This is a genomic window from Micromonospora sp. WMMD558, assembly GCF_049315255.1.
In the GTDB taxonomy this organism is placed as follows: Bacteria; Actinomycetota; Actinomycetes; order Mycobacteriales; family Micromonosporaceae; genus Micromonospora.
Genome location: NZ_CP186061.1, coordinates 1,958,090 through 1,971,909, shown reverse-complemented (window position 1 = coordinate 1,971,909; position 13,820 = coordinate 1,958,090). Strand labels below are relative to the sequence as shown.

At 73.8% G+C, this 13,820-nt stretch carries 15 protein-coding genes; 6 read left to right on the top strand and 9 right to left on the bottom strand.

What is annotated here, in order from left to right; all coding sequences use genetic code 11:
* Window positions 1-990 (top strand): ArsR/SmtB family transcription factor, encoded by a 990-nt coding sequence (locus ACN26Y_RS09615; RefSeq protein ID WP_155329959.1) that lies wholly within the window; start codon window positions 1-3, stop codon window positions 988-990.
* 35 nt (window positions 991-1,025) lie between these two features.
* On the opposite strand, the gene ACN26Y_RS09610 is transcribed toward ACN26Y_RS09615, so the two are convergent.
* Entirely contained in the window at window positions 1,026-1,526 is a 501-nt protein-coding gene (locus ACN26Y_RS09610; protein WP_155329958.1) for an Lrp/AsnC family transcriptional regulator, read from the bottom strand.
* A gap of 137 nt (window positions 1,527-1,663) precedes the next feature.
* Between ACN26Y_RS09610 and hppD the strand changes: the two genes are divergently transcribed.
* Genes hppD through hisC form a run of 4 tightly spaced genes read left to right on the top strand, consistent with a single transcriptional unit; the run spans window position 1,664 to window position 5,645 of the window.
* Window positions 1,664-2,869 (top strand): 4-hydroxyphenylpyruvate dioxygenase, encoded by a 1,206-nt coding sequence (hppD, locus tag ACN26Y_RS09605; RefSeq protein ID WP_155329957.1) that lies wholly within the window; start codon window positions 1,664-1,666, stop codon window positions 2,867-2,869.
* A gap of 10 nt (window positions 2,870-2,879) precedes the next feature.
* Complete coding sequence (locus ACN26Y_RS09600) at window positions 2,880-3,599, top strand: RDD family protein (protein WP_230688941.1); 720 nt, start codon at window positions 2,880-2,882, stop codon at window positions 3,597-3,599.
* 22 nt (window positions 3,600-3,621) lie between these two features.
* A complete protein-coding gene (locus tag ACN26Y_RS09595; RefSeq protein WP_155329956.1) occupies window positions 3,622-4,545 on the top strand; it encodes an RDD family protein in 924 nt (307 codons plus the stop codon).
* Window positions 4,542-5,645, top strand: coding sequence for a histidinol-phosphate transaminase (gene hisC, locus ACN26Y_RS09590; RefSeq protein ID WP_155329955.1), 1,104 nt, complete (start codon window positions 4,542-4,544; stop codon window positions 5,643-5,645). Before ACN26Y_RS09595 ends, hisC begins: the two co-directional genes overlap by 4 nt.
* A gap of 63 nt (window positions 5,646-5,708) precedes the next feature.
* Here hisC and ACN26Y_RS09585 read toward each other — a convergent pair whose 3' ends face one another.
* From ACN26Y_RS09585 to ACN26Y_RS09550, 8 genes are all read right to left on the bottom strand, one after another.
* Window positions 5,709-6,677 (bottom strand): hypothetical protein, encoded by a 969-nt coding sequence (locus ACN26Y_RS09585; protein WP_230688940.1) that lies wholly within the window; start codon window positions 6,675-6,677, stop codon window positions 5,709-5,711.
* Between the two features lie 130 nt (window positions 6,678-6,807).
* Entirely contained in the window at window positions 6,808-7,350 is a 543-nt protein-coding gene (locus tag ACN26Y_RS09580) for a hypothetical protein (protein ID WP_155329953.1), read from the bottom strand.
* Window positions 7,351-7,408: 58 nt separating this feature from the next.
* The gene (locus ACN26Y_RS09575; RefSeq protein ID WP_155329952.1) at window positions 7,409-7,942 is read right to left on the bottom strand and encodes a hypothetical protein; all 534 of its coding nucleotides are present in this window, start codon (window positions 7,940-7,942) and stop codon (window positions 7,409-7,411) included.
* Window positions 7,943-7,995: 53 nt separating this feature from the next.
* A complete protein-coding gene (locus ACN26Y_RS09570) occupies window positions 7,996-9,249 on the bottom strand; it encodes a PQQ-binding-like beta-propeller repeat protein (RefSeq protein ID WP_155329951.1) in 1,254 nt (417 codons plus the stop codon).
* Window positions 9,250-9,358: 109 nt separating this feature from the next.
* The gene (locus ACN26Y_RS09565; RefSeq protein ID WP_155329950.1) at window positions 9,359-9,826 is read right to left on the bottom strand and encodes an SRPBCC family protein; all 468 of its coding nucleotides are present in this window, start codon (window positions 9,824-9,826) and stop codon (window positions 9,359-9,361) included.
* Between the two features lie 105 nt (window positions 9,827-9,931).
* Window positions 9,932-10,141, bottom strand: a complete 210-nt coding sequence (locus ACN26Y_RS09560; protein ID WP_155329949.1) for a DUF397 domain-containing protein — start codon at window positions 10,139-10,141, stop codon at window positions 9,932-9,934.
* A gap of 287 nt (window positions 10,142-10,428) precedes the next feature.
* Window positions 10,429-11,628 (bottom strand): fumarylacetoacetase, encoded by a 1,200-nt coding sequence (gene fahA / locus ACN26Y_RS09555; protein ID WP_155329948.1) that lies wholly within the window; start codon window positions 11,626-11,628, stop codon window positions 10,429-10,431.
* A 76-nt stretch (window positions 11,629-11,704) separates the two neighbouring features.
* Window positions 11,705-12,568, bottom strand: coding sequence for a hypothetical protein (locus tag ACN26Y_RS09550; protein WP_422734623.1), 864 nt, complete (start codon window positions 12,566-12,568; stop codon window positions 11,705-11,707).
* Between the two features lie 80 nt (window positions 12,569-12,648).
* On the opposite strand from ACN26Y_RS09550, the gene ACN26Y_RS09545 reads away from it, so the two are divergent.
* The gene (locus ACN26Y_RS09545) at window positions 12,649-13,815 is read left to right on the top strand and encodes a homogentisate 1,2-dioxygenase (RefSeq protein WP_155329946.1); all 1,167 of its coding nucleotides are present in this window, start codon (window positions 12,649-12,651) and stop codon (window positions 13,813-13,815) included.
* Window positions 13,816-13,820 lie beyond the last annotated feature (5 nt).

Genomic DNA, 13,820 nt, shown 5'->3' with positions numbered 1-13,820 from the left:
GTGCGGATCGAGGTCACTCCCGCCGACGTCGCGGCCAGTCGGTTCGCGATCTCGCCCCTCGGTGAGGCGATGTTCGCGCTCCGGCTCTGCGCCGGGCAGAACACCGCCCCCGGCCTGGCTCCCTGGGTGGCCCGGGTGCGGCCGGCGTACGAGCGACTGCGGCGGCAACAGCCGGCGGTGGGGGCGCTGCTGGCGCTGCTGCGCCGGGGCGGGTACAACGCGGACTTCATCCACCCGCCGCCGGACGGCACCGGCCGGGACTTCGCCGACGAACTGGCGGTGGTCCGCGCGACGCCACTGGCGCAGGCCCGCGAGGAACTGGCCTGCAATCTCGCCGGGCACCGCACCCCACCGGCGTACGCCCGCCGGATCTACGACTCTCCGGACGTGGTGGACCGCCTCGCGGTCGGCATCGAGGCGGCCTGGACGACCCTGGTGGAGCCGGACTGGCCGCGCCTGCGGGCCGTCCTGGAACGGGACCTGCTGCACCGGGCCGGGCGCCTCCTGGCGTACGGCTGGGGGTCGGCGGTCGCGGGCCTGGACCCCCGGCTGCGGTGGGTGCCCGGCGGGGCGGTCGGGTACATCGAGGTGGCCGACCGCGATCCGGAGACGTACACGCTGGCCGGGCAGGGGCTGCTCCTCGTCCCCACCGTGTTCGGCATGATGATCAACTACGTCCAGCAGCCCTGGCCGTTCGCCATCGTCTACCGGGCCTCCGGGGTCGCCGAGCTCCTCGGGCCACCCGACCCGACCCGCCCCGACGAGGCGCTGGACCGGTTGGTCGGCCGGGCCCGGGCGACGATCCTGCGGGCGTTGGCTGTACCCGCGACCACGAGCCAGCTCGTCGCTCAGCTCAACCTGAGCCTCGGCGGGGCGGGCGACCACCTGTCGGTGCTCCGCGAGTCCGGCCTGGTGACGCGTACCCGAACCGGCCGCGCCGTCCTCTACCGACGCACCCCGCTGGGCGACGCCCTGGCCGCTACGCCCTGAGGCGTTAACAAGGGACCCTTCTACTACCGGAGGCGTTAACAGGGGGCCCTTCCTTGCACCGCGGAGCGGACCAGGGGGAGGACGCGGTACGGGATCTGTTCGGCCAGGGCGATGATCGTTGATGCCCGCCTTATGCCCTCGTACGAGACGATCTGGTCGATCACCCGCTGGAGGTCGGCGTTGGACCGGGCCACGATGCGGCAGAGCAGGTCACCGGTGCCGGTGATGGTGTGCGCCTCCAGCACCTCCGGGATCGCCGCCAGGTGGGCGGTGACCGGGTCGTGGCCGTGCCGCTGGCTGATCTCCAGAGTGACGAAGCTGGTCACCCCGAACCCGATGGCGGCCGGCGACACGTCCGGCCCGAAACCGCCGATCACCCCCCGCTCGACCAGCTTGTCGAGGCGGGCCTGCACGGTGCCCCGGGCCACGCCGAGGCGGCGGGAACACTCCAGCACGCCGATCCGGGGTTCCTCGGCGAGCAGTTCGATCAACCGCGAGTCGAGCCCGTCGAGCTGGACATCCTGACCAGTGTTCACGGGTCAGGACTCTACTCCTTGTGCAACCTGACCAGCCAGAACCGGGACAGTTGCCCAGTGAGCCCGCGCACGGCGATATTCGCGGGAAGAGCACAGCGTCGGCCCGCGCGGCCGGCCGGTACGCGAGGGAGGCAACCATGACCCAGGCGATCGACCGACCCCAGTCGACCGAGGAGGTCGACGTCGACCGTTTGGTCGGCGCCGTCGACCACGACATCAGCCACGACCCGTTCCCGGTCAAGGGGCTCGACCACGTCCACTTCCTGGTGGGCAACGCCAAGCAGGCCGCCCACTACTACTCCACCGCGTTCGGCATGACCTGCGTGGCGTACCGGGGGCCGGAGCAGGGCTACCGCGACCGCGCCCAGTACGTGCTGACCAGCGGCTCGGCCCGGTTCGTGCTGACCGGCGCGGTCCACCCGGACGCCGAGGGCGCCGACCACGTGGCGAAGCACAGCGACGGCGTCTCCGACATCGCCCTGGAGGTGCCGGACGTCGACGCCGCGTACGCGCACGCCACCGCGCAGGGCGCGACCGGCCTGGTCGAGCCGCACGACGTCAGCGACGAGCACGGCACCGTCCGGATGGCGGCGATCGCCGCGTACGGCGACACCCGGCACACCCTGGTCGACCGGTCCCGCTACAGCGGCCCGTTCCTGCCCGGCTTCGTGGCGCGCGGCCCGATCGTGGACCGGCAGCCGATGATCGACGCCGGCATCCAGCCGAAGCGGTTCTTCCAGGCGGTCGACCACGTCGTCGGCAACGTCGAGCTGGGCCGGATGGACGAGTGGGTCGAGTTCTACAAGCGCGTCATGGGCTTCACCAACATGGCGGAGTTCGTCGGTGACGACATCGCCACCGACTACTCGGCGCTGATGAGCAAGGTCGTCGCCAACGGCACCCGCAAGGTGAAGTTCCCGCTGAACGAGCCGGCGGTCGCCCGTAAGAAGTCGCAGATCGACGAGTACCTGGAGTTCTACCAGGGCCCCGGTGCCCAGCACATCGCCGTGGCCACCAACGACATCCTGGCCAGCGTCGACGCGATGCGCGCGGCGGGCGTCGAGTTCCTGGAGACGCCGGACTCGTACTACGACGACCCGGAGCTGCGCGCCCGCATCGGTGAGGTGCGGGTGCCGATCGAGGAGCTGAAGGCCCGCAAGATCCTGGTCGACCGCGACGAGGACGGCTACCTGCTCCAGATCTTCACCAAGCCGGTGCAGGACCGCCCGACGGTGTTCTTCGAGCTGATCGAGCGGCACGGCTCCCTGGGCTTCGGCAAGGGCAACTTCAAGGCGCTCTTCGAGGCCATCGAGCGGGAGCAGGAGAAGCGCGGCAACCTGTAACACTGTCCGCGTGACGCAGCCTCCGTCGTACCCGATGCCGCCGGCCGGTGGGCCCCCGCCCGCCGCCGGCGGCTCGCTGCCGCCCGCCGGTCCCCCGGGGTACGCGGTGCCACCCCAGTGGGCGCCCGTCGCGCCACCCGGCTGGCCCGCGCCCCCGGGGTACGCCGGACCGCCCGGGCCGGTGCCGCCGCCTCCGGCGCTCGCCCCGAACGGGCTCCCGCTCGCGAGCTTCCCCGATCGACTGGTGGCGTGGCTGGTCGACGCAGCGCTGGCGACGGTCGTCGCGCTGGTGTTCTTCCTCCCGGTCTACCTGGTCCTCTGGTTGCGGATGTTCCGGGAGATGACGCGGACCAACCCGGACGGGACACCGGTCGAGCCGGACCCGCGCGTGCTCTTCCAGGATTTCCTGCTGCCGCTGCTGCTGGCCTACGTCGGGCTGTTCGTCCTGGTGATCGCCCTGTACTGGCTGTACCACGTGGAGTACCTGCTGCGGCGTGACGGCCAGACGTTCGGCAAGAAGATCATGAAGCTACGAGTCGTCCCGCTGGATCCGGCCCGGCCGCTGACCCGGCGCACGGTCGGCCGGCGCTGGCTGGTGCAGTACCTCGCCGGCACCCTGGTCCCCGGTCTCAGCTACGTCGACGGGTTCTGGCAGCTGTGGGACAAGCCCTGGCAGCAATGCCTCCACGACAAGTTCGCGGAAACCGTCGTCGTTAAGGTTGCCGAGTGAGTGAGCGCAACGAGGCGGCCCGGTGAGCGTCGCACCCGGCTGGTACGTGGACCCCGCCGACCCGGACACCCGGCGGTACTGGGACGGCGAGGGCTGGGTCGGCGCGCCCATCCCGGTCGACGCCACCCCGCCGGAGGGTCCCCCGCCGGCCGAACCCGCCGGCACGCCGCCGGCGCCCGCCCCCGGACCGGTCTCCCCGGCCCCCGGCCACCCGCCCGCCGGGCACGTCGGCCCGGCCGGGCCCGTGGCCGGTCCGCCGCCGCACCCCGGCGGCTGGCCGCCGCACGCCGCCCCACCGGGGTACGCCGTGCCGCCCGGCTGGCCGCCCGGTGCCTGGCCGGGGCGGCCGCCGGAGCCCCGCCCGCACGGACTTCCGCTGGCCGGGTACGGGGCGCGACTGGTCGCCCGGCTGATCGACTTCGCCGTCGTGTTCGCGCTCAACGCCGCCGTCAACGGCTGGTTCGTCTGGCGCCTGGCGCAGGAGTTCCGGCCCACCTTCGCCGAGTGGTGGCGGCGCGTGGAGCGCGGGGAGATGACGTCCGAGCCGCTGCCCCAGCCCGGCGCGCAGGCGGAGTCGCTGCTGGTGGTCATCCTGCTGATCGCCACGGCGCTGTGGCTCGCGTACGAGGTGCCGCCGATGGCCGCCGGCGGGCAGACGCCGGGCAAGCGGCTGGTGGGCATCAAGGCCGTGCCGCTCGCCGCCGACCAGCCGCTCGGGGTGGGCCGGGCGCTACGTCGGTGGAACACGCTGGGGCTGCCCACGCTGCTGTGGTACTGCTGCGGCCTGGGCCTGCTGCTCCAGCTCCTCGACGCGGTCTCTCCGCTCTTCGACCACCCGATGCGGCAGGCCCTGCACGACAAGCGGGCGCAGACCGTGGTGGTCCAGCTTCCCCGTACCTCCGCCCCGAAGAACGACCGCACCACACCCCCGGGAGACACCCCATGACCGACACTGGACGTCCCCAGCCGGCGCCGCGGCTGACCCGCGCCGACCTGGACGCGCTGCCCAACTACGTACCGGGCCGCAGCCCGGCCGACCTGGCCCGGGAGCTGGGCCTGCCGGAGGCGATCAAGCTGGCCAGCAACGAGGTGCCGTACGGCCCGCTGCCCGGTGTCGTGCAGGCGGTCGCGGAGGCCGCCGCCGGGGTGCACCGCTACCCGGACATGGGCGTGGTGGCGCTGCGCCAGGCCCTGGCCGAGCGGTACGGGGTGGACCCGGACCGGATCGCCACGGGCTGCGGGTCGGTGGCGCTCGCCGAGCACCTGGTGCGGGCCACCTGCCTGCCCGGTGACGAACTGCTCTACGCGTGGCGCTCGTTCGAGGCGTACCCGATCATCGCGGCGACCAGCGGCGCGACCAGCGTACGCGTCCTCAACGACGCCGGGCACGGGCACGACCTGCCGGCGATGGCCGCGGCGGTGACCGACCGGACCCGGATGATCCTCGTCTGCAACCCGAACAACCCCACCGGTACGGCGGTGCGCAGGGCCGAGCTGGACCGGTTCCTCGACGCGGTGCCGGACGACGTGCTGGTGGTCATCGACGAGGCGTACCGGGAGTTCGTCACCGACCCGGAGGTGCCGGACGGCCTCAGCTACGCCGACCGGCCGAACGTGGCGGTGCTGCGGACGCTCTCCAAGGCGTGGGGGCTGGCCGGTCTGCGGATCGGGTTCCTGGTCGCCCAGCCCGACGTGGCGGCGGCGGTCCGCAAGGTCGTCACGCCCTTCTCGACCAGCATGGCCGCCCAGGCGGGCGCGCTCGCGGCGCTGGCCCAGGCCGACGAGGTGGAGCGCCGCTGCGCCCTGGTGGTGGCCGAGCGGGGCAGGGTCACCGAAGCGCTGCGCAAGCTCGTCCCGGACGTGCCGGACAGCCAGGCCAACTTCGTCTGGCTGCCGCTCGGCGACCGGGCCGTGGAGTTCGGCAAGGCGTGCGAGTCGCGCGGCGTGATCGTCCGGCCGTTCCCCGGCGACGGGGTGCGGGTCACCATCGGCACGCCGGCCGAGAACGACGCCTTCCTGGCTGCGGCGGAGTCGGCGCTCGGCTGACGCCCCGAGGTACAGGTACCGGGCCGGTCCGCCATCCCCCTGCGGACCGGCCCGGACGTCTTCTCAGGCGGCCGGCACGGTGGGCCGGAACCGGGTCCGCCGCCGGTACGCGTACACCGCGAACAGCGCGAGCAGCAGGCCGGACGTGACCAGGCCGCCGGTCAGGACCTCGTCGGACCGGTCGGCGGCGACGCTGACCGTCGCCGGAGCCGCCCCGAAGGTGACCGTTCCGGTGACGGAGCGGCGGGTCCAGCCGCTGGCGAGGTCGAGCTTCGCCGACCACGGCCCGTCGGGGAGGCGCCGGTCCAGGACCACGCGGACCGTGGCGCTGCCGCCCAGGGGCAGGGTCTTCGCCTCGGCCTTCACCGGGCCGGCCGACAGCCCGCCCGGCCCGTCCGTGAGCCACAGGTCGCCGGCCAGGTCGAGCGCCCGTCTGCCGGTGTTGCGCACCTCGGCGGTGACCACCGGGGTGCCGTCCGCCTCCCGACTGCCGGTGAGCGGACCCACCTCGAAGCCGGAGGGCGGCTCCCCGCCGGGGCCGACGGACAGGTAGACGCGGATGCCGGCCCGGCCGATCTGCCGCACATTGCGGTCGCCCGCACCGGAGACCTCCGCCCAGACCACCGCGTACCGCTCGCCGGCCTCGGCGTTGCGCGGCACGGTGATGGTGACCAGCGCCTCGATCTCCTGGTCGGGCGCGAGCGTCTTCTGGTCGGGCTCGACCCGGATCCAGCTGCTCAACTCGTTCTCGGTGCGGTCCGGGGCGAAGACGAAGCCCGTCGCCGTGACCTCCGCGGCGGCGGCGTAGAGGGCGATCGGCCGGTCGATGTCCGACGAGTTCTTCACGGCGACGCGGCGATTGATCGTGGTGCCCGGCTTCACGTGGTCGACGATGTACCTGTGCGCCCGGGTGTCGTCGCGCCGGTTGACGGGTGCATCGAGGAGCCGGATCCCGACCGACGCCGACGGGCCGCTGGGGCTCGGCGTGCCGGTGGGCTGTGGCGCCCCGGAGCGACCGGCGGTCGCCGGCACGTCGGCCTCCCGCGGCGCGGGCTCGGCCCCGGCCCGGATCAGCGAGGCTGCCGCAGCGGTTGGTGTGACCAAAGCCGGCGCCCCGGCCGTGACCAGGACGGTCACCGCCAGGGCGAGGGCGCGGGCCGGGTCATGCCACCGAATGGGTGATCACCCCCGAGTAGGTGCCGCCGACCGCGGTGTTCGGGACGGCGATCCGGATGTCCGGAGCCCAGGTGGCGGAGTTGTTGCCGCTGCCGGAGGTCTTGGCGAAGGCGGTCCGGGGGACGCTGAGGGTCACCGCGTCGGCCTGGCTGGGCTGGCCCGGGACGAAGATGCCGGTGCCGCTGGTGGCGAGTGCCGGGCCGGACCAGTACTCCACGAGGCCGGGCACGATCGTCTCCTCGGGAGTGCCGGAACCGGTGGTGAAGGAGCTGGCCGAGACCGTGGCGGTCCAGGTGGCGGTCAGGGCCGCCCGCTCGTCGGTGACCGTGACGTTGCCGAGTTCGCCGGTGATGCTGTTGCCGGCGAAGACCGAGCCGAGGTTCACGGCGGCGGGGACGGTGATGTTCAGGTCGGCGGTGGCGACCGTGAAGGTGACGATCGTGTCGCCGGACGGCGCGGCCGCGGCGGGGCTCGCCAGGGCCACCACGGCGGCCGCGGCGGCGGTCAGGGTCAGAAGTGGCTTCCTCATGAGCGTTACGCTAGGTCCCCGAAACTCTCATAACGGCATGATTCGGACAAATCACTCTTCAGGCGACAGAGTGGGTGATGGTTCCGCGATAGGTGCCGGCGACGATCCCGGCGGGGATCGCGATCCGGACCGTCGGCGACCAGCGCACCTGGTTGTTGCCGTTGCCGGAGGTCTTGCGGAACGCCTGCCGGGTCACGTCCAGCGTCACCGCCTGCGCCTGGGTGGGCTGGCCGGGCACCACGGTGCCGCCGCCGGTACTGCGGGTCGCCGGGCCGGACCAGTAGGAGATCCGGTCGCGGGTGATGGTGCGCTGCGGGCCACCGGCGCCGGTGACGAAGACGGTGGCGGAGACGGTGGCGACCCAGGTGTTGGGGTTGACCGGCCCGCGCGCGTCCCGCACCTCCACCACGCCGAGCGAGCCGGTGAGCGCCCCCCCGGCCAGGCCGGAACCGAGATCGACGGCGGCCGGGACGGTGATGTCCACGCCGACGGTGAGCGCGGACCGGACTGTTCGGGGCGCGGAAGCGGCCGCCACCGGCACTGCGGCGCCGAGGACCAGGATCGCGCCCGACAGGGCAGTCAGGAGACGCACAGTGGGACTATAGGTAACTTATGTCCGTTTTGTCGAGCCGGGCGCGGCGACAGTCACGTCGCGGCGAGCAGCACCGGTTCGGAGGTGAAGAAGTAGCGCTGATCGTCCGCCTCCGGGTCGACCGGTTCGCGGAGCCGCTCCACCGCCACGAAGCCGTCCACCGCGTACGCGGCCCCCGGCGCCCACGACGTTCCGTCCGATCCGGCGGTGAGCGTGAACCACGAGCGCTGCGACCCGGTGGCCGCGTCCAGCGTCCGCAAGCCGTTGGCGTCGGTCACCAGGTGCACCCGGTCCGGCTCGACGGCGAGCACCCGCGCCCCGCCGACGTCCCGCCGCCACCGCTCGGCACCCGTCCGCGCATCGCGGCCGACGAGGCTGCCGCCGACCGTCCCGATCGCGGTGTCACCGGCGAGCACACTGTCCGCCCGGTCCAGGGCGGGTGCGGCCGTCGGCTCGCCGTCGCCGAACAGCCACCCGCGGGCCGCGCCGTCGCCCGACCCGGCGTCCGTGCGCAGGCCGGCACAGCCGGACCGGCCCGTACGGCAGCCCAGCGGCGTGGCGACCAGCGCGTCCCCCGCGCCCGCCGGGCGCCACCGGCGGCCCACCGTGCCGGTGCCCGCGTCCCGGAACTCGACCGTCGCCGGTCCCTCGCACCGGTCGACACTCACGAGCCGGCCCCCCGCCGTGGTGCCGACCGCGTCGTGGCAGCCGGAACCGACCCCGGCGTCCCAGCGGCGCCGCCCGTCGGTCAGGTCGACGGCGGTCAACGCGTCACCACCGGCGGCCACCACCACCGACCCGCCACCGGGGACCGCGGCGACGAAGAGGCCCTCCGGGTTCCACACCCTCGCCGACCCGGTCCGCCGCACCGCCGGCATCCGCGCCGGAGCCGGCCCCTCCGCCCGCCAGGCGACCCGGCCGGTCCGCGCGTCCAGGGCCACGAGCAGGCCGTCCGACCAGCGGCTCACCACCGTGCTCCCGCTCGCCACCACCCCGGCCAGTTCGGCGGGCCAGCGGCGGTACGACCAGTACGGGGTGGTCCGGTAGCGGTGGTCGACCGGGCGGTCAGCGTAGACCTGGCGCTGTGCCGCGTACACCCGGAGCCGGCCGTCGACGACCAGCGGGGCCACCGGCAGCCGGGCGACCACCCGCGGGTCCGGGTTCGGGGCCTCCGGGTACACGTCCCGCGCCGGTGTGCTGACCTCGGCCGGGGCGAGCACCCGCCAGACGGTGGCCGCGACCGCGACGGCGACCAGCAGGACCGCCGCCACGAGGACGACCCGTCGCCGGCCCTTCGGGAACCCCATGCGCACCTCCGCCCGGCACCCTACCCAGCGCGACGCGCCCGGCAACTGTGAGGTTGCACGGGCCGGCCCGGGATCGCGGGCCCGCGTGGGAGATCCCGCGGCTCGGGGCTCAGGCGGCCTCGCTCGTGGCGCCGGTGGCGGCGGCGAGGTCGGCGAGGTCCCGGCGCAGGGCGCCCTCGACCGCCCGGGCGGCCAGCCCGCCGAGGAGAAGTGCCACGACCCGCCCGTAAGGCGCGGTGGGGACCGCCTCCTGCGTGACGGTGACCTGCGTGCACCCGCGACCGCGCCGGCGGACCGGGCGCAACGTCCAGGTGACCCGGTAGTCGACCCCCGCACCGGGTGAGCTGAGCACCAGCCGTCGCGGCGGCTCCATGGCGATCACCACGAACTCCTCGATCAGGGCGGACCCGTCGGGTCGCGACCGGATCTCCCGCCAGGTGGTGCCGGGGCCGAACCCGCCCGCGGTCAGCACCTCGACGCCTCGGGTGGCCCGGGTGCGGACGGTCAGGTCGGTGAGCAGGCGCCAGACATCAACGGCGTGCGCCTCGATGGACCGGGTCACCGACACAGTCGACATGCCACCTCCCGCGGCGTCGACGGTACGCCGGGTGAACGCGGAACGGGGCCCCTCGGGTGGAATTTCCGTCCCGGGAGGCCCCTCGCGGCGCGCGGCTGTGGACGGTCAGGAGTGGAACTGTCCCGCCTGGATCGCCCGCACGAACGCCGTCCACCCCGGGGGACTCACCGCCAGCGTGGGGCCGGACCTGTCCTTCGAGTCGCGTACGGCCACCACGCCGAGCGCGTCGACGAGGTTGTCGGCCACCTCCACGCAGAGGCCCTGGTCGTTCGAGCGGCTACTGGTACGCCAGACCGCGCCCGCGAGATCGTTCATCCTCACCCTCCTGTCGTCGGACGCCAGCCGACAGCCGGGCCGGGACCGACGGGGGAGGATCGGGCCCGGCCCGGCGCGGCACAGCGACGGAATCCGGTCGATCAAACGCGGGAGGTGCGGGTGTCCATCGGACGATCTGTGCGACGACGCGTCCCATCGGCGGGACCCGACGGACGGGGCGTACGTCAGGATGATCGGGCGGGCGACGGTCGGCTGCGCCCGGTGTCCGGGTGTCGGAGCCGGGCCGGGCGGACGGGCCGGCCCGGCGCGCCGGGAGGGTGGCCGGGTCAGTGCGCCGGGAGGATGGTTCCGGTCACCTCGCCGAACGCGACGGTCGTACCGTCCGGGCCGGGCGCGGTGGCGGTGATGGTGACCGTGTCCCCGTCCTCCAGGAAGGTCCGGGTCTCCCCGCCGCCCACCTTCACCGGCTCCGTCCCGCCCCACGTCAGCTCCAGGAACGAACCGACCTGGTGCCGCTCGGGACCGGAGACCGTGCCGGAGGCGTACAGGTCGCCGGTGCGCAGCGACGCCCCGTTGACGGTCAGGTGGGCCAGTTGCTGGGCCGGGGTCCAGTACATCGTGGCGAACGGCGGCTCACTGACGCGCTCGCCGTTCCACTCGACGGTGAGGCTCAGGTCCAGGCCCAGGTGCGGCTCGTCGCGCAGGTAGTCGGCCACCGGCGGGTCCTGGTCCGGTGCCGGGACGAACGCGGCGCCGAGCGCCTCCAGCGGGGTCACCCAGGCCGAGACCGAGGTGGCGAAGGACTTGCCGAGGAACGGGCCGAGCGGCTGGTACTCCCAGGCCTGGATGTCCCGGGCGGACCAGTCGTTGACCAGTACCACGCCGAAGACGTGGTCGGCGAAGTCGCGGGCGGCGACCGGCCGGCCCAGCGGGCTCGGCACGCCGACCACGAAGCCGACCTCCGCCTCGATGTCGAGGCGGACCGAAGGACCGGTGACGGGGCCCTGCGGGGTGGCGCGCTGACCCTGCGGCCGCACCACCGGCGTGCCGGAGACGACGACCGTGCCGGCCCGGCCGTGGTACCCGATCGGCAGGTGCTTCCAGTTCGGCAGCAGCGGCGGCTGGCCGGGCCGGAAGATCTGGCCCACGTTCGCGGCGTGGTGCTCGGACGAGTAGAAGTCGACGTAGTCCGCCACCTCGAACGGCAGCAGCAGCTCGACCTCGGCCAGCGGGACCAGCAGCGGCTCGACCGCCGCCCGGTGGGCCGGGTCGGTCAGCAGGTCGGTGATCCGCTGCCGGACCGCCGTCCACTGGGGACGGCCGAGCGCCAGGAACTCGTTCAGGCGGGGGCGGCCCAGCGCCCCGGCGGCGAGCACCAGGCCGGCCGCCTCCGCGCCGCCGAGGTCCAGCACGAGTTCCCCGATGCGTACGCCCACCCGCGGCTCGCGGTCGGCCGTGCGGAACACCCCGTACGGCAGGTTGTGCACCCCGTACGGGGAACCCTCGACACCCGTCACCCAACTCATGCCGGCCCTCCGCTTCGCTCCGTGCCGTCATGAGGCACCACGGCCCTGCACTGATGATTCGCTCGCTGACGCTCGCTCATGCTTGAACGCCCCCGTTCACCAGCCCCAGCCGGATCAGATCGGTCAGTGGTTCCAGGATGCTGCACGAGCCGTACCCGACCCACAGCGGACGCGCCGCGTGCAGGGCGCCTTCGATCGGCTGGAGCAGCGGCCGGGGGTCGGTCGCCGCGAGCAGCTCGGCGACCCGCTCCACCCCGGCGCCCCCGGCGGCGGCGAGCGTGGCGGCCAGCACGTTGGCGAAGCCGTGGTGGGTGAAGCCGGTCTCCGGCTCCAGGTGCCGCACCGCGTGGTGCAGGCCGGCGGTGAGCTTGAACGGCAGCTCCCGTTCCCGGCACGCGCAGATCACGGCGGCCAGTTCGGCGGGCGTCGGGAAGAGCTCGGCGGCGAGGCCGCCGGTGCGGAACTTCGCCGCCACCGGTGCGCCGGCGGCACGGGCGTCGACGAGCGCGTCCAGGGCGCCCATCAGCCCGAACGTCAGCGGGATCTCGGCGTAGACGGCGGTGACCTCGCACCGGTCGGCCAGCTTCAGCAACTCGGTCAGACCGGGCAACGGGTCCTCGCCCCGCTTGGCCACGGCGACCTCGATCTGGCGGGCGGTGACGCCGGGCGGCAGCGCCGCCAGCGTCGCGGGCAGGCCGTCCAGCCCGGTGTCGCCGATCAGCCCGACGACCAGATCCTCCGCCAGGTCGACCAGCGGGTGCAGCTCGCGCCCGGTCACCGCGGAGGCGGGCACGAGCAACGGGCCGACCAGGTCGGTGTACCAGGAGGTGCGGTGGCGCCGGTGCGCGGTGACGGCCTCGGGCAGCGGGGCGCTGCCGGGCGGGAACACCGCGGCGTCGTCGACGAGGCCGGCCAGGAGCCGGGGCAGCTGCGTTGACACGAGACAACAATGTACGGGACGCTACAAGAAGCGGACAACAGCGTCCGATAATCGGACGCCCATCGGCCCCGGGAGGCGAGATGCCGTACTACCGCCGCGTCGGCGACGTGCCGCGCAAGCGCCACACCCAGTTCCGTCAGCCCGACGGGAGCCTCTACGCGGAGGAGCTGATGGGCCAGGAGGGCTTCTCCTCCGACTCGTCCCTGCTCTACCACCGGCACGCGCCGACCGCGATCGTCGCCGCCGAGGAGTTCACCCCGCCGGCGTTCACCCGCACGCCGAACCTCCCGCTGAAGCCCCGCCACCTGCGCACCCACAAGCTCGACGCCACCGGTGCCGACCCGGTCCTCGGCCGGCAGTACCTGCTCGCCAACGACGACGTGCGGATCGCGTACGTGCTGACCGACCGGCCGTCCCCGCTGTTCCGCGACGCCACCGGCGACCACTGCCTGTACGTCGAGTCCGGCACGCTGCGCGTCGAGTCGACGTTCGGCGTGCTCGACGCGGCCGCCGGCGACTACGTGATCATCCCGACGTCGACCATCCACCGGCTCGTCCCGACCGGTTCGGAGCCGACCCGGCTGCTCACCATCGAGGCGGCCGGCCACATCGGCCCCCCGAAGCGCTACCTGTCCGTACGCGGCCAGTTCCTGGAGCACTCGCCGTACTGCGAGCGGGACGTCCGCGGACCGGACGCGCCGCTGCTGGTCGACGGCACCGACGTGGAGGTGCTGGTCCGCCACCGTCGGGGATGGACCCGGTACGTCTACGCGAACCACCCGTTCGACGTGGTCGGCTGGGACGGGCACATGTACCCGTGGGCGTTCTCGATCCACGACTTCGAGCCGATCACCGGCCGGATCCACCAGCCGCCGCCGGTGCACCAGACCTTCCAGGGGCCCAACTTCGTGATCTGCTCGTTCGTGCCGCGCAAGGTCGACTACCACCCCGACGCGATTCCGGTGCCCTACAACCACCACAACGTCGACTCCGACGAGATGCTCTTCTACACCGGGGGCAACTACGAGGCGCGGCGCGGCTCCGGCATCGAGCAGGGCTCGATCTCGCTGCACCCGTCCGGCTTCACGCACGGGCCGCAGCCCGGCGCCGCCGAACGCTCGATCGGCGTGGACTTCTTCGACGAGCTGGCCGTCATGGTCGACACGTTCCGCCCGCTCGACCTGTGCGACGCGGCCACCACCTGCGAGGACGGCGCCTACGCCTGGACCTGGGCCCGCCGGGGGTAGCGGCG

Excerpts from the sequence above, each read along its gene's own strand:
- hppD (WP_155329957.1), top strand. The coding sequence starts at position 1,664 with ATGACCCAGGCGATCGACCGACCCCAGTCGACCGAGGAGGTCGACGTC.
- ACN26Y_RS09580 (WP_155329953.1), bottom strand. The coding sequence starts at position 7,350 with ATGAGGAAGCCACTTCTGACCCTGACCGCCGCCGCGGCCGCCGTGGTG.
- fahA (WP_155329948.1), bottom strand. The coding sequence starts at position 11,628 with ATGAGTTGGGTGACGGGTGTCGAGGGTTCCCCGTACGGGGTGCACAAC.
- hisC (WP_155329955.1), top strand. The coding sequence starts at position 4,542 with ATGACCGACACTGGACGTCCCCAGCCGGCGCCGCGGCTGACCCGCGCC.
- ACN26Y_RS09545 (WP_155329946.1), top strand. The coding sequence starts at position 12,649 with ATGCCGTACTACCGCCGCGTCGGCGACGTGCCGCGCAAGCGCCACACC.
- ACN26Y_RS09570 (WP_155329951.1), bottom strand. The coding sequence starts at position 9,249 with ATGGGGTTCCCGAAGGGCCGGCGACGGGTCGTCCTCGTGGCGGCGGTC.
- ACN26Y_RS09565 (WP_155329950.1), bottom strand. The coding sequence starts at position 9,826 with ATGTCGACTGTGTCGGTGACCCGGTCCATCGAGGCGCACGCCGTTGAT.
- ACN26Y_RS09560 (WP_155329949.1), bottom strand. The coding sequence starts at position 10,141 with ATGAACGATCTCGCGGGCGCGGTCTGGCGTACCAGTAGCCGCTCGAAC.